We start from the raw sequence: 26360 nt of genomic DNA, 5'->3' as shown, positions 1-26360 counted from the left end.
TGACCGCCTGCCGGTCAGTCGTCCCTCGCGGTTGACAGCGTACCGCGAAGCACTAGTCGTCCGACGGCGGCGGGACGTTCTGCGTCGGCGCGGGCGTCGGCTCCGTCTCGATTACTGCGGACTTCCACGTCCCCCGTGAGAGCCACGCGACGGCGACGAGCGCGCCGACGATATCCCCGAGTGCGACCGCGGTCCAGACCCCGGTCGGCCCCCACTCGAGCGGGAAGGCGAGCAGGTACGTCGCCGGCAGGCGGACCACCCACAGCGCCACCAGCGAGAGAGCCAGCGCCGTCGTGGTGTTGCCCGCGCCGCGGAACGTCCCCATCGCGACCTGGAACGCGCCGAAGAACACGAACGCGACGCTCGCGATCCGGAGGTACGTCGACGCGTGGCCGATCGTCGCGACGGCCGCCTCGCTCCGGGCCGGCAGGAACACCGAGACGATCGGCTCGGGCACCGTCGCGACGACGACGGCGACGACCGCGAGCACGGCGACGACGAGCGTCATGCCGAGCTTGACGGCGCGGGTCGCCCGCTCGGGTTCTGCGGCGCCGAGGTTCTGGCCGACCGCGGTGTCGATCGCCTGTGAGAGCCCCATCGCCGGCAGCGTCACCAGCGAGAGCAGGCGGTTCCCCAGCCCGTAGGCGGCGACGACCGCCGGCGGGAACGTCGCGACCATCGCGGTGGCGATCACCATCGCCAGCGCGGTGCCGGACTGCTCCAGCGCGGTGGGGACGCCCAGCTCGACGATCTCCCGGACCGGCCCGGGCTCGGGGATCAGGTCCCGCGGCTCGATCGTCGGGCCGAGATCCGTGCCGAAGAGGACGTACAGTCCGGCGAGCGTCGCGACGGCCCGGGAGATGACCGTCGCGACGGCGGCGCCCTGGACGCCCCAGGCGGGGAACACCCACCAGCCGAAGATCAGGAACGGGTCGAGCGCGACGTTGACGACGACGGAGAGCACCATCACCACCAGCGGCGTCCGGGTGTCGCCGACGCCGCGCATCAGCGCCGTGAACACGAAGAAGCCGAACAGCGCCGGCGCGCCGAGGAAGAACACCCGCATGTACTCGGCCGCCAGCGGGACGACGCGCTCGGCGGTCGCGGCGTCGGCCGGCAGCAGGCCGAGCAGCGGCCCCGTCGCGAGGAAGCCGAACGCGCCGACGGCGACGGCGACGAGGCTGACGAAGCCGAGCGTCTGCCCCGCGATCCGGCCGGCCGCGCGCTCGCCGCCGGCGCCGGTGTGCTGGGCGACGAGGATCGCGCCCGCGGCGGTGAACCCGCCGCCGACGGCGATGACGAGGAACACGAGCGGGAACGCCAGGCTGAGCGCGCCGACGGCGTCCGCGGAGAGCCGGCCCAGCCAGACGGTGTCGACGAGGTTGTAGGCGACCTGGAGGAGCTGGATCGCCACCAGCGGCCACGCCAGCCGGACGAGCGGGCGCAGCAGGGGGCCCCGCGTAAGCGAGGCGCGTTCGGAGGGCGTGGAGGTCATTACGTATCGAAAGTCACGGGGGGTCTTGAAGACGAGCAACAGGCGGTAGCACGGTGCACAGCCACCCGCCGGGGGGCGCGAACCGCCGCCGTTTATTCCGCGGGCCGCCCAACCGGCGGGTATGACCATCGGCTTCATCGGCGGATCGGGCATCTACGAGGCGCTCCCGCTGTCGAACACGCGCGAAGTCACCGTCCAGACGCCCTACGGCGAGCCGTCGTCGCCGGTCACGATCGGCGAGTTCGGCGACACCGGCCGCGAGGTCGCGTTCCTCCCCCGGCACGGCCCGGACCACCAGCACTCGCCGACGAACCTCCCGTACCGCGCGAACATCTACGCGCTGAAGCAGGTCGGCGTCGACCACGTGCTCGCGACCAACGCCGTCGGGAGCCTCCGTGAGGACCTACCGCCGCGCACGCTCGTCGTGCCGGACCAGATCTACGACCGGACGAAACACCGCGACCTCTCCTTCTTCGGCGACGGGATCGTCGTCCACCAGCCGTTCGCCCAGCCGTACTGCCCCGAGATGGTCGACCACCTCAGCGACGCCGCCGAGCGCGTCGACACCGACGGCCACGTCGAGGAGGGCGGCACGTACGTCTGTATCGAGGGGCCCCAGTACTCCACGAAGGCCGAGTCGGAGTTCTACCGCGAGCAGGGCTGGGACGTGGTCGGCATGACGGCGATCCCCGAAGCCAAGCTCGCCCGTGAGGCCGAGATGTGCTACGCGACGCTGGCCGGCGTCACCGACTACGACGTGTGGAAGGAAGACCACGAGGTGACGCTACAGGAGGTGCTGGAGAACGCGTCGGCGAACGAGGACGCGATCAAGGCCGCGATCGAGGAGGCGATCCGGACGTTCCCCGAAGATCACGAGTGCAGTTGCCACAGCTCGCTCGAGGGGACGATCAACACGCCGACCGAAGCGATTCCCGAAGAAACGCGCGAGCGCGTCGACCTCTTCGTCGGCGACTACCTCGACGACTGAGTAAGCGCGAGACGAAAGACGCCGCGGGACTGCCGGAAGCTGCTTTTGGGCGCTAGTCGTCGTCCACGTCGACGTCGGCCTGCGCGTGGCGCTCCTGAGCGCGCTCGATGAACTCCTCGGGGAGCTCGTCGATCTCGCCGGCCTGCACGCCCCAGAGGTGGGCGTAGAGGCCGTCCTCCGCGAGCAGTTCGTCGTGCGTGCCGCGCTCGGCGATCTGCCCGTCCTCGAGCACGAGGATCTGGTCGGCGTCCTTGATCGTCGAGAGCCGGTGGGCGATCGCGAACGTCGTGCGGTCCTCGGTGAGCTTGTCGATGGAGCGCTGGATCAGCATCTCCGTCTCCGTGTCCACGTCGGAGGTCGCCTCGTCGAGGATCAGGATCTCCGGGTCCTTCAGCATCGCGCGGGCGATGGAGAGGCGCTGGCGCTGGCCGCCCGAGAGCTTCACGCCGCGCTCCCCGATCTCGGTCTCGTACCCCTCGGGGAGGTTCATGATGAACTCGTGAGCCTCGGCGGCCTTGGCGGCCTCGACGACCTGCTCGTGGTCGGCGCCGAACGTGCCGTACTCGATGTTGTCCGACACCGTCCCGTAGAACATGAACGTGTCCTGGGAGACGTAGCCGAGCTTCTTCCGGAGCGAGGGGATCGTCACGTCGCGGATGTCCTGGCCGTCGATCTCGATCGACCCCTCGTCCACGTCGTACATCCGGAGGAGGAGCTTCAGCACCGTCGACTTGCCGGCCCCGGTCGGGCCGACGAGCGCGAGCGTGTTGCCGCCGTCGACCTCGAAGTTGATGTCGTCGACGATGGTCTCCTCGTCGTAGCCGAAGCTCACGTCGTCGTACTCGACGCGGCCGTCGGTGACCTCGAGCTCGTCGGCGTCCGGGTCCTCGACGATCCGGGAGGGGGTGTCCATCAGGCCGAACATCCGGGCGCTGGAGGCCCGAGCCCGCTGGTACATGTTGATGATCGAGCCGAACTGCGCCATCGGCCAGATGAACCGCTGGGTGTAGAGGATGAACGAGACGAACACCCCCTCGTCGAGCGTCTCCTGGCCGCCGGTGATCCACAGCGGCGCCTCGCCGAGCACCCAGAGCCCGCCGACGGCGAACGTGATGACGAAGCCGACGCCGGCGATGACCCGCAGCGCGGGGAAGAACTTGATCCGGGTGGTAATGGCGTCCCAGTTGGCGTCGTAGTAGTCCATCGACACGTCGTCGACGCGCTCGGACTCGAAGCTCTCCGTGTTGAACGTCTTGATCACCTTGATGCCGCCGAGGTTGTTCTCCAGTCGGCTGTTGAGGTGGCCGACCGTCTTCCGCACGTCGGCGTACTTCGGCTGGATGATGTCGATGAACTTATACGTCACCACGGCGATGATCGGGATCGGCAGCAGCGTGATGGCCGCGAGCCGGGGGTTGAGCCAGAACAGGATGCCGGCGATGCCGACCACCATCACGGAGAGGCGGAACGCGGAGTTCATCCCGTCGTTGAGGAACCGTTCGAGCCGGTTCACGTCGTTCGAGAGGATGGACATCATCTCGCCGGTCTGCTTCTCGGCGAAGAAGTCCATGTTCAGCCGCTGCATCTTGTCGTACGTGTCGGTCCGGACGTTGTGCTGGATGTTCTGTGCGAAGGAGTTCCAGCCGTAGTTCCGGATCCAGTGGAACACCGACCCGCCGAAGAAGGCGAAGGCGATGGCGCCGATCGTGAACCAGAACTGCCCCTCGGTCGTGGCGGGGAGCCACGACTGCGGCACGATCGGCAGGTCGTAGGGGCGGTTGTCCCGGAAGATGGCGTCGATGGCGATACCGAGCAGGAGCGGGGGGAGGAGGTCCAGGATGCGGGCGGCGACGCTACCGAACAGGCCGAGGCCGAAGTAGGACTTGTACTTGGCCCCGTACTCGGCGAACAGCCGCCGCATCGGATTATCCGTCTTCTGACGGATATCCTCGAAGGGGTCGTCTTGGTCGGAGGGGTGTGACATTTCTTACGAGTTGCGACGTGAGGTGCGTTGAAAAACCTTTACGAATCGAAACACGCTGTCGTCGGGGTGAGCCGGGGGATTTCGCCGGTATCGACTGAGCGACCCGGGGAAGAAAGTAGTTTCTGGTGGGTTGTGGGGTGTGAGCGCGCCTCACAGCGGCCGGTCCTCGACGCCGGGGTCGACGCCGGCGGCGGCGAGGTCCTCGCGGATCCGCGCGCGGAGGGGGTCGGGGACGGTGTCGCGGCCCACGGGGACGGCGGTCTCGCCGTCGCCTTTCACCCGCCAGTAGAGCACGCAGTCGCTGGGCGCGTAGTACTCGATGCTGTAGCGGTCGCCGTCGCCGCGGTAGTGGACGCGGGCGGCGAACCCCTCGGCAGTCCAGCCCTCGCGCTCGGCGAGGGCGTCGACGGCGTCGTCAGTCACAGGTCGAGGTCGGGCCGCTCAAACCTCGGCCTTTCGGTGTTCCTCGGGGATCTCGACGCGGTCGCCGACCTCGATCCCGTGGTCGGTGGTGTACTCGTACGGGAGTTCGACGACGTACTTCCCGTACCCCTCGTAGGTGGGGCTGTCCTCGCCCTCAGGTGGGAGTTCGGCGTGGTGGATCGTGGTGACGGTGCCGTTCTCGGCGACGAACACCATGTCGATGGGGAACGCCATGTCCCGCATCACGTAGCCGTGGGTCGCCTCCCGGGGGTGGACGAACAGCATCCCCTCGTCGGCGCCGAGGGAGTCGTGGTCGCTCAGCCCGGTGTAGCGCTCGTCGTAGCTGTCGGAGACGTTCACCGAGACGGTCGCGAGCTCGGTGCCGTTCTCGCCGTCGACGAACGTGACGGTGGTCCGTTCCGCGCCGTCGCCGAGGAACAGGGCCGCCCCGGCGACGACGGCGGCGAGCGCGAGCAGCACCACGAGCCAGTCACGGTTCCGCACGCCCGGATGGTGGCGGTACGGGGTGCTAAGGGTTGCGACGCAGAGCGTAATCGTTATTCGCGCGGCGGCGGGAGTTCGGGGTACGGGCTCGTGGTCTAGTGGTTATGACGCTTCCCTTACAAGGAAGAGGCCGGTGGTTCAAATCCGCCCGAGCCCACTACTTCTGTGCGAACGAAGTGAGCACGACGTAGTGACAGCGAGGGCGGATTCTGAACCAGGGAGCGGGAGGTGAGCGAGCGAAGCGAGCGAACGGGAGCGACCGTGGTTCCAAATCCGCCCGAGCCCCCAGCACCCATCCGACCGAACCTCCAGAGCACCCATCCGCCCGTACCCCCCGATTCCGGGCGTCGACGCCGCCGAACCCGTCGGATAGCCAACCGAACCGCCCAACAGACCTTTTGGCGTGGGGGAGTCTCGACGCACAAGTCATGCAGCGAAGTCACGTCGTGATCGCCGTGCTCGTCGTCGTGGTCGCACTGGCCGGGGTCGTCGGCGCGCTCGTCACCGGGTTCGGGCCGGCGCCCGGCGGCGGCGACGCCGACACGTCGACGCCGTACGATGACACCGTCGTCGTCGAGTCGACCGACTCCGGCGGCGGTGGGGACGACGACGGCAGCGGCGGCGGATCGACCGCCACGGAGTCCCAGCCGCCGTTCTCGTTCGTCATCGAGAACATCACCAAGTGCGGCCAGACCTGTCGCGACGTGAACGCCACGATCGTCAACCAGCAGGACACCGCCGCCACCGGCGTCGAGGTGCACTCGGAGATCTACACCGACGGCGACCTGATCTGGGAGGGGACCTCAGACGTCGGGACGCTCGAGGCCGGCGAGTCGTACACCGACACCAAGCGCGTGAAGCTGAGCTACAGCGAGGCGTACAAGGTCCAGCAGAACGACGGCGAGATCCTGGTCAAAACGTACGTCAGAACCGACTCGGGGACGTACGTGTTCAAGGACGAGCGGAACGTGAGCTGATCGTCGCCGGGTCGCGGTTTTTCGAAATCCTTAATGCCGGATCGGGCGTCGTTCCGACTGCGCCGCCTTAGCTCAGACTGGGAGAGCACTCGACTGAAGATCGAGCTGTCCCCCGTTCAAATCGGGGAGGCGGCATTTTCCTGCGAACTCGTGAGGGAGCGAAGCGACCGAACCGTGAGCAGTGAAAACGCCCCCGACCCGATTTGAGCACGGAAGTCGCGCGCAGCGAAGCGAGCACGTCTTCCGGAGTTCAAATCGGGGAGGCGGCATGGCTTTTCGACACGAATCGCATTCGAGAGATTCGACTGAAGATCGAACTGTCCCCCTCCCCCGCGAGCGTCGGGCCCACGACCAAACTTCGTGTGGGTTTTTCTGTCGGCGAGCGAACTCGAACTGTCGATGCCCTCCACCACCCGCAGATGCCTACTCGCTAGCGTCGGTGTAGTAGGCGAATCGATCTGCGCCGTCGATAAGGGCTTCGTCGACGTAGCACGGGCGAACCTGTGTGAGCCCGCCGACTACCCACCCGATACGGAACCGTGACAGCCCCCACTCACACCACGACGCTCGGCACAGCCCACGACCGACAGCTCGCCTACGCGGCGTACGGCGACCCCGACGGCGTCCCCGTCCTCTTCCTCCACGGAACCCCCGGATCCCGCCGCCTGGGCGAACTGTTCCACGCCGACGCCCGCGACCTGGGCGTGCGCCTCCTCGCTCCGGACCGCCCGGGGTACGGCCGCTCCGACCCGTGGCCGGATCGCGCCGTCGGCGACGCCGGCAGCTACCTCACGGCGGTGCTGGACGACGCCGGGGTCGAGTCGGCTGGCGTCGTCGGGTTCTCCGGCGGCGCCGCCCACGCGCTCGCAGTTGCGGCGACGAGCCCCGAGCGCGTCGACGCCGTCGACGTGATCGCCGGCGTCACGCCGCCGAGCGCCCGGGCGGAGACGCCGACGCCACAGCGCGTGCTCTCGTGGCTGGCGGCGACGACGCCGACGCTGCTAGCCGGCCTGTTCCGCGGGCAGGCGTGGCTCGCCGGCCGACTCGACCCGTCGTTCGTGCTCGCCCAGTACACCGACGAGCCCGAGTCGATCCCGACGAACGCCCGCCAGCTCGTGACGGCGGATTTCCGCGAGGCGTTCGCGGCCTCCCGGTCCGGCGCCGTCACCGAGTTCCGGAACACGGCCGAGGCGTGGAACGTCGCCGTCGACGAGATCGACGCCCCGGTCCGGTTTCGCCACGGCGAGGCGGACGCCAACGTGCCGATCGCGAGCGCACGGCGGTTCAGTGAACGGCTCCCGACGGCCGAGTTCCACCGCCTCGCGGGCGCCGATCACCTCCAGACGCTGCTCCGGGCGGGGCCCGACGCGCTGGCGGCCCAGGCGGGCGACGGGGCGTGAGCCGGGGAAGCTTCTTCCCCCGACGCGACGAGGCGAGGACGATGCCCGATCCCGACACGCCGTCCGCGCGGAGCCGAACGCCGCTCAGGTACGTCATGGGGCTGCTCTACGTCGTCGCCGGCGTGAGCCACTTCCTCGCGCCGCGGGCGTTCGAACGGGTCGTGCCGCCACAGCTCCCGCGGCCGAAGGCGCTCGTCTACGTCTCCGGCGCCGCCGAGGTCCTGCTGGGCGTCGGCGTGCTGTTCGAACGGACCCGGCGACTCTCGGCGTGGGGGATAATCGCGCTCCTGATCGCCGTGTTCCCGGCGAACGTCTACACCGTCACCGACGACGTGGCGCCCGAACTCGTGCCGGAGCGGTTCGCGGACGCCGCCCGGATCGCGGCGTGGGTCCGGCTGCCGTTCCAGGCGGTGCTGATCGGCTGGGCGTGGCTGTACACCGGATCGAACGACGCCGACGGGTGAGCGCGGCGGCCGGTCCGGGGGACCGTGGTAATCACCAGCATTATGTCGACGGCGTGTGAAAGTTCGTGATAGAATGAGTCTGCAGAACAGCGCCCCCACCAACGTCGACCCGCAGCCCGAAGACCGGTCGCTCCTGGGCCGCGTCGCCGCGAAGCTCCGGCGCCACGTCGAGCGATGGGGCCGGCGCTACGTGGAGATGCGCGTCGACGCGCGAACGCGGTAGGCCGACTCGACTACCCGGGTTTCCGGTTTTCAGAGGCGTCGCTCCCCGTCACTCCTCGTCGATCCGCACCGTCAGCACGGGCACCGACGACCGCCTGACGACCCGTTCGGCCACGCTCCCGATGAGGTAGTGGTCCAGCCCCGTCCGGCCGTGGGTGCCCATGGCGATCACGTCCGTCCCCTCGCGCTCGGCGTAGTCGAGGATGGTCTCGTGAGGGACGCCCGACTCGACGACGCGCTCGGCGTCGACCGAGTCGGGGAGCATCCCGATGGTGTCGTCGACGGCCGCCTCGGCGCGTTCCCGCTCGCTCTCCTCCCACACCTCGGGGGCGAGCCCGCTCGACGGGCTCTCGAAGCGGTTCCTCGTGTCCGCGACCGCGAGCACGTGGACCGTCGCGTCGAACCGGTCGGCGATGACGCCGGCGTGGTCGGCAACCGCCGCGGCCCCGTCGCTGCCGTCAGTCGGGAGCAGGATCTGGTCGTACACGATCGGTGCTGGGGGACGGAACGCGGAGAAGCCTTGTGCTCGACGCCGGTCCGTCAGGAGTCCCCGAGTCAGACGACGTTGCCCGCCATCAGGAACAGCGCGACCGAGATGACCGCGAAGAGGACGCCGACGCCCTTCTGGATCAGCTCCGTGTCGATGGCGTTGGAGACGTACGGCGCGATCTGGCCGCCCGTGACCGTCGCGGGGACGGTGAACACGACCATGTTCCACGGCGTCGACGCGAGGCTGAGCGTGTGGCCGCCGGGGACGAACTGGCCGCCGAACACGTGGACGAGCGACGCGATCACCGCCGTGACGGCGACGACGATGTGGTTGGTGCCGATCGCGACGCGGACGGGCACGTCGGTCCGCAGCTGGGAGATGATCCCCAGTTCGCCGATGCCGAAGCCGGCGAGCCCCTGGAACACGCCGCCGACGCTGTAGTTCGCGAAGCGTTCGAGGTAGCCCGACCACGTGTAGTAGTAGGTGTCGCCCGCGCGATCGACGCGCGTGATGCTGCCGTCGGTGGCCTCGACGCCGGCCGCGCCGGGCTTGCCGGCGTCGTCGGGGAGGTCGCCCGACCCGTCGGTCGCGACCTCGGCGTCGCCGGAGGCCGCCTCGTCGGGCTCCTCGTGGCTCAGGTCGGCTTTGAGCATGAGCACCGAGGCGGCGATGAGCGCCAGCCCCAGCGCCGCGTGGAACAGCGGCGCCGGGATGACGAAGGAGAGCAGCGCCCCGCCGACGACGAAGGGGAGGCCGCCGACGACGAGCGTCGTCGCCAGCCGGCGGTCGACGAGCCCGTACTGGATGAACGCGACCGCGGAGCTGGAGAGGCCGAACGACTCGCTGATGAGGCCGACCTTCACGATCGTCTCCGGGGTCAGCGTCCCCCCCGCGAGCAGCGGGTAGAGGAAGATCAGGAACGGGACGAACAGCGCCGAGCCGCTGATGCCGACGGTGTTGACGATCGTCGCCCCGAGCAGGAAGAAGGGGAACAGCCACCAGTACTCCAGCCAGTAGCCGGTGCCGATCCCGTCCGGCGTCGGCGCGGCGAAGAAGACGCCGAGCACGAACACCACCGGGGCGGCGAACACGAACAGGTGCTGGTAGCGCAGGAACGACTTCTGGACCTGTTTCGGTGTGCTCTCGGCCATCGTGGTCACCGGGACTGCGCCAGCAGGTCGGGCGACGGCACCGCGTGGCTCGCGCTGGAGGACGAGTGGGAATTGGCGAGAAGGGACGGAACGGAGCTGCGCCGGGGGCTGTCGCGGGCGGCCATCAGCCGTGGCCCCCGTGGGCGCTGTACGCTCGAACGTCGGTGCGCTTGCGGCGGTTCTGGGACATGGACGACGGTATCCGTGACGACTGAAAAACCGTTCTACTCGGGGTCGTCGCCGCCCCGGTAGGCTCTTTCCGACCGGCGACGACAGCGGTGACCATGTCCGAGTACGGCCCCTACCGCCACCTCGACGCCACCGTCGACGCCGGCGTCGCGACCCTCACCATCGACCGGCCGGCGACGCACAACGCGCTGAACACCGCCGTGATGCACGACCTCGGCCGCGCGTTCGCCGAGATCGAGAACGACCGCGACGCCGTCGACGCCGTGGTGATCCAGGGCGCGGGCGACGAGGCGTTCTCCGCCGGCGCCGACCTCGCGGAGTACGCGGGCCCGTTCGCGGATCACGACCCAGAGCAGCGCGAGCGACAGGAGCGCTTCCACGAGATCTTCCGCGCGCCCCACGACTGTCACGCCCCCGTGATCGCGCAGATCGACGGGTTCTGTATCGGCGGCGGCCTCGTGCTCGCGCTGTACTGCGACCTCCGGGTCGCCAGCGAGCGCTCGACGTTCGGGCTCCCGACGGCCGCGGTGGGGCTGCTCCCCACCGGCGGCGCGACCCGGCGGCTGGTCGACGCCATCGGCGAGTCGACCGCGAAGGAGCTGGTGTTCACCGCCGAGCGCGTCGACGCCGCCCGCGCCCGGGAGATGGGGCTGCTGACCGACGTTGTCGCCGCCGACACGCTGGAGGAGCGCGTCGCCGAACTCGTGGCGTCGATGGGGGCGGTCGGCGACGAAGCCCGGACGCGTGCGAAGCGGGCGATCAACGCCGCCGTCGCGGCGCCGGACCCCGCGACCGCCCGCGAGCGCGAGGCGGCGCTCTGGTGGGAGCAGTTCGCGAGCGACGAGCGCCGCGACCGCGTCGCCGAGTTCGTCGAGAAGTAGGCTCAGGCGTCGTCGTCCGACTCGTCGTCGTCAGCCGCGTCCTCGTTCGAGTCGCTTTCCTCGTCGGCTTCCGCGTCGTCCTCGCTCTCCGCGGCCGTCTCTTCGTCCGCTTCCTCCGCTTCCTCGGGTTCTTCCGTTGCTTCCCCCGCTTCTTCCGCTTCCGCTGTTTCCTCCGCATCCTCGGGTTCTTCCGTTTCCTCTGCATCCTCCGCTTCCTCTGCTTCCTCTGCATCCTCCGCTTCCTCTGCTCCCTCCGCTTCCTCTGCATCCTCCGCTTCCTCTGCTCCCTCCGCTTCCTCTGCTTCCACTGCGCCTTCCGTTTCCGCTGCTTCCTCGGCCGCCTCCTCGTCGCCGTCCGACTCCGCGGCCGCCGCCTCCGCCGCGCTGTCGGCTTCGGTGTCGCCGCCCGCCTCCGCGACGGGGCCGACGCCGCCGACGACGCTCTCGCTCGGGTGCTCGTCGTCCGCCTCCGTCTCCGCCTCGGCGTACAGCAGGTACAGCACCGGGGCGATGAGGAGGACGAGGAACGCGATACCGGCGACGTATGTGAGTATGGGGTCGACCATACCACCCCGTTTTCCCGGGGGGACTGTATGTGCTACGGCTTCCGTCCGTCGGCTGTCAGCTCCCCCGTCGACGCGCGCAGTCCGGGGGACCGTCGGCCATTTGTCCGTCCGCACCCAACGGCGAGCGTGAGCGTGACCACCCTCCACCGGCCGACCCACCGCGACGCGCTCGCGGCGCTGTCGGCGGCGTTCGAGCGCGGGGAACTGGTCACCGTGTTCGGCCGCTGCACCGTCGAGTACGACGGCCGCGCGTCAGCCTCGCTCGGGGCGGGCGACCGCCTGCTGCTCCTCAAACCCGACGGCACCGCGCTGGTCCACACCGACGAGCAGCGCACGCCCGTCAACTGGCAGCCGCCGGGGTCGGAGCACCGCGCCGCCGTCCGCGACGGCCGCCTGCGCGTCCGCAGCGTGCGCGAGAACCCCGACGAGGAGCTCGACGTGCGGTTCGAGCGCGTCGAGCAGGTGTCGGCGCTCCCCGTCACCGGCGGCCGGAGCGTCGACGTGTTCGGCAGCGAGGAGGATCTCCGCCAGCGCGTGCTCGACGACCCGAGCCTCGTCGAACCGGGGTTCGAGCCCGCGGCGACCGAGCGCGAGACCGTCGCCGGCCCCGTCGACGTGTTCGGTCACGACTCCGCGGGCCGGCCCGTGGTCGTCGAACTCAAGCGCCGGCGCGTCGGCCCGGACGCCGCCGGCCAGCTGGGTCGCTACGTCGGGGCTCTCGCCCGCGAGCTCCCCGACGGGAGCGAGGTTCGCGGGGTCCTCGTCGCCCCCTCCGTCACCGACCGCGCCCGCGAGCTGCTGGCCGAGAAGGGGCTCTCTCACGTCGCGCTGAACCCGCCGGCGTCGTCGACGACGGGCGCCGAGGCGGCAACTGACGGCGAGGGCGACGCGTCGACGCCGGCCGCCGAGTCCTCGAGCGACGCCGCGGACGGGGAGCAGTGACGGGGCGGGCACGCATCGAAGGCTTTAATCGCCGGCTGGGCCTCAGAACAGGCAAGTAGCCATGTCTGACAAGCCCGCCTCAATGTACCGGGAGATCGACAAGCCGTCGTACACCCGGCGCGAGTACATCACCGGCATCCCCGGCTCGAAGATCGCACAGCACAACATGGGCGACCTGCAGGCCGACCCGCAGGACTACCCCGTGAAGATCTCGCTGCGCCCCGAGGAGACGCTGCAGGTCCGCCACGGCTCGCTCGAGTCCGCGCGCCTGTCCGCCAACCGCCACCTGATCAAGACCCTCGGCGAGGGGAACTACAAGATGGTGCTGCGGAAGTTCCCCCACCAGGTGCTGCGCGAGAACAAGCAGGCGACCGGCGCCGGCGCCGACCGTGTCTCCGACGGGATGCGGCAGGCGTTCGGGAAGCCGGTCGGCACCGCCGCCCGGATCAACGAGGGCGAGAACATCTTCACGGCCTACTGCGAGGTCGACCAGGCCGACGAAGTGAAGGAGGCGTTCCGCCGCGCGTACAACAAGATGTCGCCGCCCTGCCGCATCGTCGTCGAGCGCGGCGAGGACCTGCTCGTCCGGTAACCCCTCGCGGCTTCTCTCGTTCTCTCGCCCCGCCAGCGACGCCGCCGAGCGTAGCACCCTTCTTCCCCCCGGTCGAACGCCGCCGCGTGTCCTACCAGCGTCTCGCCCGCCGGCTGGCCGACGACCCCGCGCCCACGGTGACGACCCTGCCCGACGGGAGCGTCGACCGCTACTGTCGGCTCTCGACGGGCGCGCTCGACCCCGTCGATCGCCGGACGACGTTCGCCCGCGAGGCCGCCGCCGACGGGCGGAAGGGGTTCGACCTCGAGCCGCGGTTCGTCGAACCGGGCGGGCAGGCGGTCAACGCCGCCCAGCAGGCCCACGCCCTCGGCGCCGACGCCGCCTGCTACGGCCACCTCGACGACCCCGAACCCGGGCGGAACGTCCTCGCCGACCTGCCGTTCGACACCGTCTCCATGGGGCAGGCGGCGGTGGTGAACGTGCTCGACTTCGCGGACAGCGACCTGCTGCTGGTCGAGGCGTCGCCGGACCTCACGGCGTGGTCGCTGGCCGACCTCCGGGAGGCCGCGCCGCTGTCGACGGTTTTCGACGCCCACGCCCTCGTCTGTGCGAACTGGGTGTCGACACCCGGGATGGCAGAGGCGTTCCACGAGCTCGGCGACGCGTCGATCCCGCGCCGGCCGTTCGTGTTCGACCCCGGCGACGTGCTGGGGGGCGATCTCGACGACCACCGCGAGCTCCGCGAGGCGGTCCGCGCGATCGGCGACAGCGTCGACGTCGTGCTCTCGGTCAACCCCACCGAGCTCCGCACGCTCGCGGTCGCGCTCCCCGACCCGCCCGCGCCGCCGGTCGACGACCCCGACCGCGTCCGCGCCGTCCGCGAGGCGTTCGACGCCGCCGCGGTCGTGAAACACGGGAAGGCGGAGGCGCTGGCGGCGACCGGCGACGGCGTCGTCCGCGTCGAGAACCCCACCGTCGACGCCTGCCGGCAGGTCGGCGGCGGCGACCGCTTCGACGGCGGGCTGGCGGTCGGCCTGGGCGCCGGCTGGGAGTGGCCGGTCGCGTTGGCCTGCGGGAACGCCTGTGCCAGCCACTACGTCGCGACGGAGGAGACCGCGTCGGCGGCGGGGCTGCGCGCGTGGCTCGACGAGCGAGAGCTGCGGTAGACAAGACGGGCGACGGTCGACGCCGCTACTGCTCGGCGACGATCCGCTCGACCGCGCGCCGCGGGACGTTCACCGAGTCCCCATCGAGCGTCCGCGCCAGCGCGGCGGCCGCGGCGCCCCACGCGAGCGCGTCGCCGACGCCGGCCCCGTCGTTCTCCCCGGCGAGTCGCTTGGCGTGGAACGCGCCGACGAACGCGTCGCGGGCGCCCGTGGCGTCGACGGACTCGCCCCGGACCGCGTCGGTCTCGTGGACCTCGTCGTCGTGGACCGCCAGCGCGCCGCCGTCGCTCCGGAGCAGCACCACCGTCTCCAGCCCGTGGTCCGTCCGGAGCGCGTGGGCGGTCTCGATCGGGTCGCCGTCCTCGCCGAGCACCGTCCGCGCGGCCGACGAGGAGACGAACAGCACGTCGACGGCGGGGAGCAGCGACTCGCAGGCGTCCCGGGCGGTCGCCGTCGACCAGTCGCGTTCGCGGTAGCGCAGGTCGAACGCGGTGGTCGTGTCGCTCTCGCCGGCCGCGGCCAGCAGCGACCGCGTCGCCGCCGCTGCCTGCTCCGAGCGGGCGACGGTGGCGCCGGCGACGTGGAAGCGCTCGGCGTTCTGCACCGGGTTCAGCGGCACGCTCTCGGCGTGGACCCCCTCGAACGCGGCGCCGTCGGCGTCGCGGACGACCGTGCTCCCCCGCGGTTCGGGACCGGTCTCGACGAACGCGGTCGCGAGCCGTGCGTCGGCGTCGGCCCACGAGATCCCCGTCCGGACGCCGTGGCGCCGCAGGTCGGCGACGACACGCTCCCCCAGCGGCGAGTCCGGGAGCCGCGAGAGCCAGACGGCGTCGGCGCCCAGCCCCGCCGCGGTGACGACGGCGTTTCGCTCCGGCCCGCCGACGGCGGCGGCGAAGGAGTCGCTGTCAGCGAGCTGACGGCCGCGCCCGGCGCGCAGTCGGAGCGTCGCCTCGCCGAACCCTACGAGGTCGAACATGTCCCGTCGCTCGGCCGGTCGCGTGAAAAATCCTCGGCGGCTACTGCGTCTCGATCTCGCGTTCGAGCTCGCGCAGGCGGTCGACGCGGTTCTCGGTGCTCGGGTGGGTGCTGAACAGCTTGCCGATGAACCCCGAGCGGATCGGGATCACGAAGAAGGCGTTCATCTCCGCGGTCTCCCGGAGGTCCTCCTGGGGCACGCGGTCCATGCTGCCGTCGATCGTCATCAGCGCCGACGCCAGCGCCGACGGGTTGCCCGTGATCGCGGCGGCGCCGCGATCGGCGGCGTACTCCCGGTAGCGCGAGAGCGTCCGGATCAGGACGAACGAGAGGATCCAGACCGCGAAGGAGACGCCGATGGCGACCAGCACCTGGCCGCCGCCCTGTCGCTGGCGGCCGCCGCCGAACAGGAAGCCGAAGCGCACGACCATGAACGCCAGCGTCGAGAGGAAGGAGGCGATCGTCATCACCATCACGTCCCGGTTCTTGACGTGGGCGAGCTCGTGTGCCAGCACGCCCTCGAGCTCCTCGTCGTCGAGGCTGCGCAGCAGCCCGCGGGTCACACAGACGGTCGCGCTCTTCTGGGACCGCCCGGCGGCGAAGGCGTTGGGCACGTCCATGTCGGAGACGGCGACGGTGGGCTTGGGGAGATCGGCCTGCTGGCAGAGCCGTTCGACCGTCGCGTGGAGCTCGGGGTACTCCTGGCGGTCGACCTCGCGGGCGCCCATGCTCCGCAGCGCGAGCTTGTCGCTGAAGAAGAACTGGCCGAGCATGAACAGCCCCATCACGACGACGATCCCGCCCATCCCGAGATCCGTCAGCGAGAGCGCGGCGATGAAGACGACGTAGAGGAGGCCGAGCAGCAGCATGGTGATCGCCATGCGCGCCCGCAGCCCCCAGTCCGGTTTCCACTCCATGACGGTGAATAGGCGTTCAGTCGGTTAAACCTCTCCCCACGGTCGCCGCCACCGTGGGGGCTTTCACGCCGGCGACTGGTGGGTCGGTATGGACACCGTCATCGTCACGGGCGGCCGCGGCGCCTCCGGGCGCTGGGTCGTCGATCGCCTGCGCGAGGAGTACGAGGTCGTCGTCGTCGACCGCGACCACCCCGGCTTCGGCGCCGCGGGCGTCGAGAACGTCGACTTCCGGGCCGCCGACCTCACCGACCGCGGCGCCGTCCGCGAACTGGTCGCGAGCGTCGGCCCCGACGCCGTCGTCCACTGGGGCGCGATCCCGGCGCTCGGCCGCCACCCCGAGGGCGCGGTGTTCGAGAACAACGCCGTCGCGGCGTACAACGTGCTCACCGCGGCCGGCGAGGTGGGCGCCCGGATCGTGCAGGCCTCCAGCGACGGCGCGTACGGCTTCTTCTTCGCCGACGAGGAGCTGCTGCCCGACGAGCTCCCGGTGACCGAGTCCCACCCGCGCCGGCCGGAGGACGGCTACGGGCTCTCGAAAGTCGCCGCCGAGGAAGTCGCGGCGGGCGTCGCCCGCCGGCACGGCGTGCAGGTGGCGTCGATCCGCCCCTCGTGGATCCAGGAGCCCGGCGTGTACCCCTGTCGCGAGTCCGACTACACCGAGGACCTCGGCGCCGGCGCGGGGAACTACTGGTCGTACGTCGACGCCCGGGACGTGGCCGAGATGGTCCACGCGGCGCTCACAACCGAGTTCGCACCCGACGGCGGCCACGAGGCGTTCAACTGCGTCGCCGCGGACAACGCGCTCGGCGAGCCGCTGGAGGAGCTGCTGGAGCGCTACTACGGCGACGTTCCCGAGGCCGGCCCGGGCGTCGACGGCGACGGCGGCGCCTACAGCGTCGCGAAGGCCGCGGAGCTGCTGGACTGGACGCCCGCGCACTCCTGGCGCGACGCCGCCGACGAGGCGGTTCCGCGGCCGGAGCTCGTGCAGGACTGACCGAGCCGGTACCGAACGAGCCGGGACGGAACCGGCCGCCATCGACCGCGAAGCGAACCCCTTTGGCCCCGCCCGTGTAGGCTCAGCCATGCGACTCGCACGGATCGAGACCGGCGACGGCGTCGTCGCCGGCGAGTACGAGGACGGCGTGGTCCAGCGCGACGGCGACGAGTACGTAGTCGGCGAGGACGGCCGGCTCGCGCCGCCGTGTGACCCCTCCGCCGTCTACTGCATCGGGCGGAACTACGCGGAGACGCTGGACCAGAAGGGGTACGAGCGCCCCGAGCAGCCGACGTTCTTCATCAAGCCGCCGGCGTCGGTGATCCCCCACGAGGCGCCGATCCCGTACCCGGCGTTCTCCGAGGAGGTGACGTACGCGGGCGAACTCGTGGCCGTCATCGACGAGCGCTGTCACGACCTGACGCCTACGGAGGCCGAGGACGTGGTCCGGGGGTTCACCATCATGAACGACGTGGATGCGCTGGACCAGCCGGGGCTCACCTCGCGGAAGGCGTTCGACGGCTCCGGGCCGCTGGGGCCGTGGCTCGAGACCGACGTCGACCCGCGAAACCTCGACATGTACACCGAGATCGACGGCGAGCGCCGGCAGGAGGCGAACACGGAGCTGATGCTGTGGGGCCCCTACGAGCTGATCTCGTTCCTCTCGGAGCGGTTCACGTTCCGGCCCGGCGACGCGATCGCGTTCGGGAGCCCGGGCAACCCCGGGACGATCGAACCGGGCGACGAGGTGGAGATCTGGTACGAGGGGATCGGGACGCTGCGGAACACGGTCGAATAGTCCGATAGGGAGGCAAGCTTCTCAGTGTCAGCAGTAGCGACAGCGACCGTATCGGCAACGGCATCTCGTTCGTAGCACACTTGCGACCGCCACGCGCCGGGCACGAGGCCCGGCGCTGCCTCCAGTCCCCACCCCTCCCCCCGCGGGCGTCGACGACGACGCCCGCGAGGCGTCCACCGCGACCGCAGCGCGGCCGCGGTGGCGCGCGACGTGAGCCCCTGCGTGGGCGAACGAGCGCGCGAGGGACGAGCGACCGTACGGGAGCGAGTCGGCTGGGGTGGGCGTGGTTGCGGTGTGGGGCGGTGCGGTCACAAGTGGTCATGCATCGAGATGCTGTCGCGGTTCGCGGTAGCGGCGACGTTCGAACCACCCAGCCGAGCAGCGTCGAAAGTCCACCATCCCCCTCCCACACCGTATAGCGCGGGCCTTATCAGTCCGAGCCGTCCAGTTTCCGGTAATGAGCAAGTCCGGCGAGTTCTGCCCTCGCTGCGGCGACGACGTGCCCGAGCGCCCCGAGCCGCTCCCCGGGGAGCCGCGGGACCGCGACGCCGCACTCTGTGACGCCTGCTACTTCGAGCAGTTCGACCTCGTCGACGCGCCCGACCGCATCGAAGTCCTCGTCTGCTCGCGCTGTGGCGCGGTCCACCGCGGCAACCGCTGGGTCGACGTGGGTGCGAAGGACTACACCGACGTGGCCGTCGACGAGGTCGCGGAGGCCCTCGGCGTCCACCTCAAGGCCGAACAGGTCCAGTGGGGCGTCGACCCCGAACAGGTCGACCAGAACACGATCCGCATGCACTGCACGTTCTCCGGGATCGTCCGCGGCACGCCCGTCGAGGAGCAGGTCGTGGTGCCCGTGAAAGTCTCCCGGGGCACCTGCAAGCGCTGTGGCCGCATCTCCGGCGGCGCCTACGCCGGCGAGGTGCAGGTCCGCGCCGACGAGCGCGAGCCGACGAAAGCGGAGCGCGAGCGCGCCATGGAGATCGCCCACGAGATGGTCGAACAGCGCGAGGCCGACGGCGACCGCGACGCGTTCGTCACCGAGGCGAAGGAGGTCGACGACGGCGCCGACATCAAGCTCTCGACGAACAAGCTCGGCCGCGCGCTCTCGAAGCGGCTGGTCGAGGAGTTCGGCGGCGACTTCGAGGAGTACGCCACGCTCGTCACCGAGGACTCAGACGGCAACGAGGTGTACCGCGTCACGTTCTCGGTCCGCCTGCCGCGCTACCGGCCCGACGAGATCATCGACCCCGAGGACGGCGACGGGCCGGTGCTCGTCACCTCCGTCCGCGGCAACCTCAAGGGCACCCGACTCGCCTCGGGCGAGCGCTACGAGGCCCGCTTCGACGAGGAAGACGCGCCCGACGCGCTCCGGCTGGGCGACCGCGACGACGCCGTCGACACCACTGTCGTCGCCGTCGAGGACGAGCACGCGGTGCAGGTGCTCGACCCCGAGACGTTCGAGACGGTGAGCATCCCCCGACCCGAGTTTTTCGACGCCGACGCCGACGAAGTGGCGGTGCTCAAGTCCCGCTCGGGGCTGCATATGGTGCCCGACGCGGGCGCGTGATCGGCCGGCCCGGCGACGGAACTTAAGCCGCTGGCGCCGCTGGATGGGGTATGGAGTGGAAACAGGTGCTCGCGATCGTCCTAACCGTCCTGATGCTCGGCTCCTCGATCGCCTACGCGCTGGCGCTCTGAGGCGGTTCTACGGCCGGTACTCGCGGTTTATCGCGTCGAACACCCAGCCGAGGATCGGCCGGCTCGTTCCCTCGGGCCGTTCGACGGTCACGTCGTTCCACCGGTCGTAGCGGTAGCGCTGCCAGTCGGTCTCGTCCCCGTTGTCCGAGCGGATCGTGATCGACCGGAGCCAGCCCGACTCCGCGTCGACGGCCACCGTGACGTTGGCGTCGAAGCTCTCGGGGGGCGGCGCGGCGTTCTCGGAGCTGCCGAGCAGCCGGCTGGCGACGGTGTCGTTGTCGGTCCGGAGCCGGATCGTCTCGTTCGACTCCGAGACGGTCGTCTCGACGGCCGGGCTCGCGAGCGTCGCCGCCAGGTCACTGCGGTCGAGGCGGTCGGCATCGGCCCAGAGGTTCAGCGCCCGCGACCGGCTCCGGTCGGGGTCCTCGGGGAAGTCGTAGTACGTCGCGCTGACCGCGTCGGCGTACACGTCCGGCCCGCTGCCGAAGTACCCCTCGCCGTTGTCGGTGTCGAACTCGCGGTCGCTGCGCTCGACGGTGTAGCGCAGGAACACGCAGCCGCCGTCGCGGCGCGTGACGTTCGCCTGGTCGCAGGGCGTGATCCAGTCCATCCGGTAGTCGTTCGTCCCCGTCGCGTTCAGCGCGTCCAGGGCGACCTGCTCCGGCGGGCCGTCGGTGTCGACCGGTTCCGGCTCCGGTGGCGAGTAGAACGGGTCGGCGACGCCGACGGTGCCCATCACCAGCGCGGTGAGAACCGCGGCGATCGCCATCCGGCGGAGGATGTCGTCGCCGAACCGGGCCCGGAGGGCGTCGGTGAGTCGGCTCACGAGTCGCCCCATACGTCCCGACTGGTGTGACTGCTCATCCGTCACCCCATACGTCCCGACTGGTGTGACTGCTCATCCGTCACCCCATACGTCCGAAAGCGGATGGTTCTCACGCTTCTCGGCTTCGGCCTCGGTCTTGTTCGCCGGCGCGTCGCCGCCAGAACTGGACGAGCTCGTCGACGACGATCCCGCGGACGAACTGGCCGACGCGGTCGTCGAGCCGCCTGACTGCCGCCCCGCGCTCCGCCCGGAGCGCCCCGACGAGCGCGCGTTCGGGCTGGCGTCGACGCCCGCGAGCGCCGCCGCGGGGTCGGGCTCCGGGAGCGTCGGCTCGGAAAGGCGGTCGACCTGATCCTGGAACCAGCCCGGGATGTCGGTGCTCGCGCGGTCGAACAGCTCCAGCAGCGAGTCGTCCGCGAGGTAGGTGGCGCCGTAATCCTCCGGCGAGCGGACGACCCGGCCGCAGGCCTGGATCACGGTTCTGAGAGCGGCGCGGTAGTACCACGCCCACTGGCCCTCCTCCAGTCGCTGCTCGACGCGGGAGTCCTTCGTGTTGAGGTACGGCGCCTTACAGAGCACCTGCCAGCGACAGAGGTCGCCCTCGAGGTTGAGCGCCTCCTCCATCTTCACCGAGAGGAACAGCTCGGGCTCGTCGCTGGCTTTCCACGCCTCGAGCTGAGCGTCGCGGTTCTCCCGGTCGTGGACCCTGACGCGGCCGGCGACGCCGAGCTCGGCGAGCCGATCCGCGAGTCGCTCCTGGATCCCGTAGGAGTGGCAGTGGACGAGCCCCTTCTCGTCGGCGTGTTTCGCCATCAGTCGCACGACGAGATCCGCGATCCTCGGGAGCGTGTCGTCGCGGTGCTCGTAGGTCATCTTCCCCTGCGTCGTGTCGTACAGCGGGCGGTTCTCGACGGGGAACGTGTGGCCGACCTCGACGAGGGCGACGTTCTCGGGGTCGAGGCCGACGCCGCGGCAGAACGCCTCCTTGTTGAGGATCGTCGCCGACAGCAGCGCGAACTTCGAGCCGCGGTCCCAGACGGTGTGTTTGAGGTACTTCGCGGGGTCGAGCGGCTTGATCGAGACGGCGCCGCCGGCGCCCTCGGGCTGGTCGACGACCCACGTCGTCGGCGAGTTCGGGTCGCGGTAGTCCTCGGCGAAGTAGGCGAGTTCGCTGATGAGCTCCTGCAGGCGGTCCCGCCGGGCGGCCTCGTCGGGCGTGAGTTCGGGCTTGGCGAGCAGCCCGTCCTTCTCGGCCTCGCAGCGCTCGAGCAGCTGTTCGGCGAAGCGGACGGCGCCCTCGACGGGGTCGCCGGTGGCCTCGGCCACGTCGGGCACCTCCACGTCGTCCCAGACCGGTACGCGCCGGGGGGAGAGCTCGACGGCGGCGTACATCTCCGCCCACTCCGCGAGCCCGTGAGCCTCGTCGACGACGACCACGTCGCGCATCCGGAACACGTCGCTGCCGGCGGTCTGCATGAAGTACGCGAGCGTCATCGCCGCGATCGGTTGGTTCGACGCGATCGCGCGGTCCGAGAAGTACGGACAGCGGTGGCGGACGGTGCAGTCGAACCCCTTCTTGCGCACGCAGGGGGCCTGATCCACCGGCGTGTCGTGCTCGCCGGGGAGGATGCAGTCGTAGTTGTTCTTCCCCCGGATCACCCGGAAGTCGTCGAGCAGGTCGTCGGCCTCCACGTCGTCGAGTTGGCTGACCTGCGGGGTGGTGTAGTAGGCACCGGTGGGCTGGGCGGGGTCGGCCTCCTCGACGGTTCGGGCGGCGCCCATGATCGAGCGCGCGAGGAGGGACTTGCCGCTGCCCGTCGGCGCGCGCACGAGCACCACGTCGTTCCCGGCCGCGAACGCCTCGCGGATGTCCGCGAGCGCCCGCTCCTGGTTGCCACGGAAGGAGGGCGCGGGGAACGAGTCGGGGATTCGGGCGGGTTCCACTCTGTATGGTGGTACGCGGTCGGCCGGATGAATGTAGCGAACGTCTCCGAGGCGAACGGTTCCGAGGCGGCGACGGTCAGCCGCCGAGGGACAGCGACGGTCAGCCGCCGAGGGGTAAAACGTCTCCGAGGCGAACGGTTCCGAGGCGAACGTCTCCGAGGCGACGACGGTCAGTCGCCGAGGGGTAGAACGTCTCCGAGGCGAACGGTTCCGAGGCGACGACGGTCAGCCGGCGAGTGGTGAAACGTCCCCTCGGTGATGTGGAGACACGGGTTCGGATTTCGAAACTCGCTGCGAGAACCGCAGCCGCAACAGCATCTCGACGCTAGACCACTGGGACGGCGACCGCAACAGCAACTCGAAACTAGACCACTGGGACCGCAGAGCGCCGGACACGAGGTCCGGCGCAGCCCGGTTACCCCCCCCCCCCCCTCCCCCGCGGGTGCCGACGCTGGTGCCCGCTAGGCGTCCACCGCAACCGCAGTAGCGGTGGCGCGAAACGCGAGTTCCTCCGGGACGAGCAAGCGCGAGGGAGGAGGGCGAAGCCCGACGAGGTTGGGGAGGCCCGAGGCCATGCGGTGCTGTGCCGTCCTCAGAGGTATAGGTCACCCCGCGGTGGTGTCGGCGGTTGCTGTCACGGTGCTGTTGCCGTGGATCGTCAAGACTCCCGAATATCGCCCAACATTACCCACAAATTATCGAACCACGTCCGCCTCGACGCTGCCGAACCCCTCGACCTCAGCGCGGACGTGGGAGCCGGGCTCGATCACGCCCGCGCCGGGCGTGCCCGTCGAGATCACGTCGCCGGGTTCGAGCGTCATCACGTCGGAGTGGTACGCCACCAGCTCCCGGGGCGGGAACGTCATGTTGCCGACGACGTTCTCCGCGACCGTCTCGCCGTCGATCACGGTCCGGACGGTGGTGTCCGAGAGGTCCGTCCCGGCCTCGGGCATCGCGAGGTGCGGACCCAGCACGAGGAACGTGTCGAAGCTTTTCGCCCGCGTGAGGAACCGCGGGTTACGCTGGAGGACGTCCTCCGCGGTCATGTCGATCACCGGCACGAACCCGGCGATCACGCTGTCGGCGTCCGCGGCGTCGACGTTCCGGCAGGTCCGACCGATCACGACCGCGAGTTCGGCCTCGGCGGTCACGCGGTCGCTGATCTCGGCGGGCGGGAGGCGGATCGGGCCGCCGGGGCCGGTCGCGGCCGTCGTCGGCTTGAAGAAACTCGCCGGCTCGTCGGGGGCGTCCTCCGAGAGGTCGCCGGCGTGTTCGACGTAGTTGAGGCCGATACCGAACAGTTTGCCGGGCTCGGCGATCGGGGCACCGAGCGAGCGCTTCCCGCGCGGGATCCGCTCGGCGGTCGCCGCGTCCGGGTCGGGGAGTGTCCCCGCCGCGGCGGCGGGAAGCGCGTCACGGACGCTCGCGTGCTCGGGCGCGGCCGCCGCGAGCGGGACGAACCCGTCGTCGTCGCCCAGCAGCGCGTCGCCGTCGGCGGTTCGGGCGAGGTAGCGCATCAGCGCCACCCCGGGGTCGGCGCGTCGTCGGTTCGTGGATCGGTGGCCATACCCCCTCACCGTCGCCGCCGCACATCAACGTCCCGGACGCCGGCGGGGAACAGCGTTTTGTGGGCTCCCCGAGAGAAGGACGTATGAGCATGGAGGAGCCCGAAGCCGACGTTCTGGACTCCGCCATCCCCGTCGACGAGCTCGCGACAGGCAGGAGCGTGCTGATCCGGGGACCGGCGATGTCCGGCAAGTACGACCTGCTCCTCCGCCTCCTCGGCTCGCTCGCGGACGCCGCGCTGCTCGTCTCCACCAGCCGCCAGGCCACCGGCGCGCGCGCCGACTTCGCCGCCTACGGCGACCCCGACCGCTTCGGCATCGTCGACTGCGCGAGCCGCGCGCAGGGGCGGGACGACGACGAGGACGGGCTCGTGCGCTACGCCTCCTCGCCGAAGAACCTCACCGAGGTGGGCGTGAAGTTCACCGACCTGGTCGACGCGGTCGGGGACCGCGGGATCGACCACGTGGCCGTCGGCGTCCACTCGGTGTCGGAGCTGCTGATGTACTGGGACACCGAACGCGTCTACCAGTTCCTCCGGGTGCTGCTCGCGGAGGCGCGGGGGCTGGACTGGCCCGCCGTCGCCGTCGTCGACGACGACGCCGCGAGCGAGCAGGCGGTCACCACGCTCACCCAGCCGTTCGACGCCGTGATCACCACCCGCCGGGACGACGAGGGGCGGGCGTTCCGCTACCAGGAGTCGGGGCGACAGCCCACCGACTGGGTCGCGTTCTGATCGCCGAGTCGTCCCACTTTTGCCCGCGCCACGCCAACCGCCGCCGATGGCCGAGTTCGACCCCGACACGTTCGAGGAGGAGAAGTACACCGACCACTTCACCGAGCTCCAGCGCGCCTACAAGAACGCGTTCGAGACGATGAGCGAGGACCACGACTCGGACCTGATCCACGCGATCGACCAGCAGGTGCTCAACGAGTCCGAGCCCCACTTCGTCGACGGCGCCTTCGAGGTCGAACTCCCCGAGAACCCCGCGGATCGCGTGACTGCGGTGAGCGTCGACGACGAGACGCTGACGGCGACGCTCGCGGAGTACACCGACGAGATCGCCGCCGAGCTCCACGGGCTGTTGGGCGTCGAACCGCCCGAAACCGACGGCTGAGCCGGCTTTCGAACGTGTTCGGGGTGACCCGAACCAAAGGCATAAGCCGCCCGCTCGCCAAGCGAGAGTATGAGCACGGAGAGCCAGTCCGGCGACGACGACCTTCGCGAGCGCGTCAGCAACTTCCTGCGACGCAACTTCCCGCAGATCCAGATGCACGGCGGTTCGTCCTCGATCACCCACCTCGACCGCGAGGCGGGCGAGGTGCACATCCAGCTCGGCGGCGCCTGTTCGGGCTGCGGTATCTCCCCGATGACGATCCAGGCGATCAAGTCCCGGATGGTGAAGGAGATCCCGGAGATCGAAACGGTGCAGGCCGACACCGGCATGGGCGGCGGCGCCGACGGCGACCTCGGCGGCACCGGCGGCAGCAGCATGAGCCCCTCCTTCCCGGGCGAGGGCGACGACGACGGCGAGGACGACGAAGGCCCGCAGGCGCCGTTCTAACTCGCTCCCGTTCAGTTCCCGTGTTTTCGACCGCGTAGCGGCCGCGCCGGGAGTCCCGGACTACCACGCCTTTTTGCCTCGGAGCCCCAACCGACGCCCATGAGCGAGGAGTTCGACAAGGAGGCCGAGCGGGAGAAGCTCCGCGAGAAGCTCGAGAAGGACGAACGGAAGCGCCAGGAGACCCAGCGCATGAGCGAGCTGCTGCTGCAGGGCGCGACGATGACCAACGACCATTGCGAGCGCTGCGGCGACCCCCTGTTCCGCGACGGCGGCGAGACGTTCTGCCCGACCTGTGGCGGCGACGGCGCCGAAGCGCCCGAGGGGGCGGCGACGGGGGGCGACGAAGCGGTCCAGCAGCAGCCCCAGGAGCCGTCGTCGGGGCAGCCCCAGCAGCAGCCGGCCGAGCAGCAGGCTGCCCAGCCACCCGCGACCGAGTCCCCGCCCGGACAACGCGGCGACGGCACGCCGACGCCGGCGGGCGTCGACGCGGGGCGTCAGGAGCCGACTGCGGCGCCGCCGGCCGACGATCCGCGGGCAGAGCTCCGGCGCGCAGTGACGACGACGGCGCGGAAGGCGAACGAGGCGACCGACCCCCGGACCGCGAAGCAGTGGCTCGAGGCGTCGAAGGAGGCGGCCGAGGCGCTGGACGCGTTGGGGGAGTAGGTGTTCGGTTGAACACGG

Annotated in this window: 28 protein-coding genes and 2 tRNA genes; 18 read left to right on the top strand and 12 right to left on the bottom strand. The window is 70.5% G+C overall.

The genetic code is table 11. The annotated features are described in order from the left end of the window. Positions 1–52: 52 nt before the first annotated feature. Positions 53–1495: an MATE family efflux transporter gene (locus ACP95_RS03405; RefSeq protein ID WP_049979858.1), complete on the bottom strand. Its 1443-nt coding sequence runs from the start codon at positions 1493–1495 to the stop codon at positions 53–55. Positions 1496–1616: 121 nt separating this feature from the next. Between ACP95_RS03405 and mtnP the strand changes: the two genes are divergently transcribed. After that, positions 1617–2483, top strand: coding sequence for an S-methyl-5'-thioadenosine phosphorylase (mtnP, locus tag ACP95_RS03400; RefSeq protein ID WP_049979857.1), 867 nt, complete (start codon positions 1617–1619; stop codon positions 2481–2483). A gap of 52 nt (positions 2484–2535) precedes the next feature. Here the strand turns inward: mtnP and ACP95_RS03395 are convergent, their stop codons facing one another. The 3 genes from ACP95_RS03395 to ACP95_RS03385 form a co-directional block, all read right to left on the bottom strand. Continuing rightward, a complete protein-coding gene (locus ACP95_RS03395; RefSeq protein WP_049979856.1) occupies positions 2536–4467 on the bottom strand; it encodes an ABC transporter ATP-binding protein in 1932 nt (643 codons plus the stop codon). Positions 4468–4617: 150 nt separating this feature from the next. Then, positions 4618–4890 carry a DUF7538 family protein gene (locus tag ACP95_RS03390; RefSeq protein WP_049979855.1) on the bottom strand — a complete coding sequence of 91 codons (273 nt, stop codon included), beginning with the start codon at positions 4888–4890 and terminating at the stop codon, positions 4618–4620. Positions 4891–4908: 18 nt separating this feature from the next. Then, positions 4909–5394 carry a DUF192 domain-containing protein gene (locus tag ACP95_RS03385; protein ID WP_049979854.1) on the bottom strand — a complete coding sequence of 162 codons (486 nt, stop codon included), beginning with the start codon at positions 5392–5394 and terminating at the stop codon, positions 4909–4911. An 84-nt stretch (positions 5395–5478) separates the two neighbouring features. Between ACP95_RS03385 and ACP95_RS03380 the strand changes: the two genes are divergently transcribed. From ACP95_RS03380 to ACP95_RS15550, 6 genes are all read left to right on the top strand, one after another. Continuing rightward, positions 5479–5551, top strand: a tRNA-Val gene (locus ACP95_RS03380). 271 nt (positions 5552–5822) lie between these two features. Further along, positions 5823–6371, top strand: a complete 549-nt coding sequence (locus ACP95_RS03375; protein ID WP_049979853.1) for a hypothetical protein — start codon at positions 5823–5825, stop codon at positions 6369–6371. A 61-nt stretch (positions 6372–6432) separates the two neighbouring features. Beyond that, positions 6433–6506, top strand: a tRNA-Phe gene (locus tag ACP95_RS03370). 404 nt (positions 6507–6910) lie between these two features. Continuing rightward, the gene (locus ACP95_RS03365; protein ID WP_049979852.1) at positions 6911–7771 is read left to right on the top strand and encodes an alpha/beta fold hydrolase; all 861 of its coding nucleotides are present in this window, start codon (positions 6911–6913) and stop codon (positions 7769–7771) included. 41 nt (positions 7772–7812) lie between these two features. Further along, the gene (locus tag ACP95_RS03360) at positions 7813–8235 is read left to right on the top strand and encodes a DoxX family protein (protein WP_049979851.1); all 423 of its coding nucleotides are present in this window, start codon (positions 7813–7815) and stop codon (positions 8233–8235) included. 73 nt (positions 8236–8308) lie between these two features. Then, a complete protein-coding gene (locus tag ACP95_RS15550; protein ID WP_154018425.1) occupies positions 8309–8458 on the top strand; it encodes a hypothetical protein in 150 nt (49 codons plus the stop codon). A gap of 48 nt (positions 8459–8506) precedes the next feature. Here the strand turns inward: ACP95_RS15550 and ACP95_RS03355 are convergent, their stop codons facing one another. After that, positions 8507–8944 (bottom strand): universal stress protein, encoded by a 438-nt coding sequence (locus tag ACP95_RS03355; protein WP_049979850.1) that lies wholly within the window; start codon positions 8942–8944, stop codon positions 8507–8509. 68 nt (positions 8945–9012) lie between these two features. Beyond that, the gene (locus ACP95_RS03350) at positions 9013–10098 is read right to left on the bottom strand and encodes a sulfite exporter TauE/SafE family protein (RefSeq protein ID WP_049979849.1); all 1086 of its coding nucleotides are present in this window, start codon (positions 10096–10098) and stop codon (positions 9013–9015) included. A 284-nt stretch (positions 10099–10382) separates the two neighbouring features. Between ACP95_RS03350 and ACP95_RS03345 the strand changes: the two genes are divergently transcribed. Further along, positions 10383–11168: an enoyl-CoA hydratase/isomerase family protein gene (locus ACP95_RS03345; protein WP_049979848.1), complete on the top strand. Its 786-nt coding sequence runs from the start codon at positions 10383–10385 to the stop codon at positions 11166–11168. Positions 11169–11170: 2 nt separating this feature from the next. Here ACP95_RS03345 and ACP95_RS15990 read toward each other — a convergent pair whose 3' ends face one another. Continuing rightward, a complete protein-coding gene (locus ACP95_RS15990; protein WP_049979847.1) occupies positions 11171–11734 on the bottom strand; it encodes a hypothetical protein in 564 nt (187 codons plus the stop codon). Positions 11735–11860: 126 nt separating this feature from the next. On the opposite strand from ACP95_RS15990, the gene nucS reads away from it, so the two are divergent. The 3 genes from nucS (at position 11861) to ACP95_RS03325 (ending at position 14395) form a co-directional block, all read left to right on the top strand. Beyond that, a complete protein-coding gene (nucS, locus tag ACP95_RS03335) occupies positions 11861–12676 on the top strand; it encodes an endonuclease NucS (protein ID WP_049979846.1) in 816 nt (271 codons plus the stop codon). 61 nt (positions 12677–12737) lie between these two features. Beyond that, positions 12738–13268 carry a 50S ribosomal protein L16 gene (locus ACP95_RS03330; RefSeq protein WP_049979845.1) on the top strand — a complete coding sequence of 177 codons (531 nt, stop codon included), beginning with the start codon at positions 12738–12740 and terminating at the stop codon, positions 13266–13268. Between the two features lie 86 nt (positions 13269–13354). After that, positions 13355–14395: a PfkB family carbohydrate kinase gene (locus ACP95_RS03325; protein WP_049979844.1), complete on the top strand. Its 1041-nt coding sequence runs from the start codon at positions 13355–13357 to the stop codon at positions 14393–14395. A gap of 25 nt (positions 14396–14420) precedes the next feature. Here the strand turns inward: ACP95_RS03325 and ACP95_RS03320 are convergent, their stop codons facing one another. Together ACP95_RS03320 and htpX are read right to left on the bottom strand one after the other, a co-directional pair. After that, on the bottom strand, positions 14421–15371 hold the full coding sequence (locus ACP95_RS03320; RefSeq protein ID WP_049979843.1) for a sugar kinase: 951 nt from the start codon (positions 15369–15371) through the stop codon (positions 14421–14423). A gap of 40 nt (positions 15372–15411) precedes the next feature. Continuing rightward, a complete protein-coding gene (gene htpX, locus ACP95_RS03315; protein WP_049979842.1) occupies positions 15412–16287 on the bottom strand; it encodes a zinc metalloprotease HtpX in 876 nt (291 codons plus the stop codon). A gap of 88 nt (positions 16288–16375) precedes the next feature. On the opposite strand from htpX, the gene ACP95_RS03310 reads away from it, so the two are divergent. The 3 genes from ACP95_RS03310 (at position 16376) to ACP95_RS03300 (ending at position 19650) form a co-directional block, all read left to right on the top strand. Further along, positions 16376–17281 carry an NAD-dependent epimerase/dehydratase family protein gene (locus tag ACP95_RS03310; RefSeq protein WP_049979841.1) on the top strand — a complete coding sequence of 302 codons (906 nt, stop codon included), beginning with the start codon at positions 16376–16378 and terminating at the stop codon, positions 17279–17281. Between the two features lie 88 nt (positions 17282–17369). Then, positions 17370–18080 carry a fumarylacetoacetate hydrolase family protein gene (locus ACP95_RS03305; RefSeq protein WP_049979840.1) on the top strand — a complete coding sequence of 237 codons (711 nt, stop codon included), beginning with the start codon at positions 17370–17372 and terminating at the stop codon, positions 18078–18080. A 457-nt stretch (positions 18081–18537) separates the two neighbouring features. Further along, positions 18538–19650, top strand: coding sequence for a 60S ribosomal export protein NMD3 (locus ACP95_RS03300; protein WP_049979839.1), 1113 nt, complete (start codon positions 18538–18540; stop codon positions 19648–19650). Positions 19651–19788: 138 nt separating this feature from the next. On the opposite strand, the gene ACP95_RS03295 is transcribed toward ACP95_RS03300, so the two are convergent. From ACP95_RS03295 to ACP95_RS03285, 3 genes are all read right to left on the bottom strand, one after another. After that, the gene (locus tag ACP95_RS03295) at positions 19789–20619 is read right to left on the bottom strand and encodes a hypothetical protein (protein WP_049979838.1); all 831 of its coding nucleotides are present in this window, start codon (positions 20617–20619) and stop codon (positions 19789–19791) included. Between the two features lie 60 nt (positions 20620–20679). After that, positions 20680–22551, bottom strand: a complete 1872-nt coding sequence (locus tag ACP95_RS03290; RefSeq protein WP_049979837.1) for an ATP-dependent DNA helicase — start codon at positions 22549–22551, stop codon at positions 20680–20682. 695 nt (positions 22552–23246) lie between these two features. Continuing rightward, positions 23247–24068, bottom strand: a complete 822-nt coding sequence (locus ACP95_RS03285) for a fumarylacetoacetate hydrolase family protein (protein ID WP_049979868.1) — start codon at positions 24066–24068, stop codon at positions 23247–23249. A gap of 134 nt (positions 24069–24202) precedes the next feature. Between ACP95_RS03285 and ACP95_RS03280 the strand changes: the two genes are divergently transcribed. The 4 genes from ACP95_RS03280 (at position 24203) to ACP95_RS03265 (ending at position 26342) form a co-directional block, all read left to right on the top strand. Further along, on the top strand, positions 24203–24850 hold the full coding sequence (locus ACP95_RS03280; protein ID WP_049979836.1) for a DUF7504 family protein: 648 nt from the start codon (positions 24203–24205) through the stop codon (positions 24848–24850). A 46-nt stretch (positions 24851–24896) separates the two neighbouring features. Next, a complete protein-coding gene (locus ACP95_RS03275) occupies positions 24897–25232 on the top strand; it encodes a DUF5783 family protein (RefSeq protein ID WP_049979835.1) in 336 nt (111 codons plus the stop codon). Between the two features lie 69 nt (positions 25233–25301). Continuing rightward, the gene (locus ACP95_RS03270; protein WP_049979834.1) at positions 25302–25679 is read left to right on the top strand and encodes an iron-sulfur cluster biogenesis protein NfuA; all 378 of its coding nucleotides are present in this window, start codon (positions 25302–25304) and stop codon (positions 25677–25679) included. Between the two features lie 99 nt (positions 25680–25778). Then, on the top strand, positions 25779–26342 hold the full coding sequence (locus ACP95_RS03265) for an Sjogren's syndrome/scleroderma autoantigen 1 family protein (RefSeq protein ID WP_049979833.1): 564 nt from the start codon (positions 25779–25781) through the stop codon (positions 26340–26342). Positions 26343–26360: the final 18 nt, after the last annotated feature.

The sequence above is a fragment of the Halolamina rubra genome (genome assembly GCF_000739555.1).
GTDB classification, from domain to species: domain Archaea; phylum Halobacteriota; class Halobacteria; order Halobacteriales; family Haloferacaceae; genus Halolamina; species Halolamina rubra.
The sequence above is the reverse complement of the archived record's forward strand: the minus strand, read 5'-3'. Positions and strand labels throughout refer to the sequence as shown.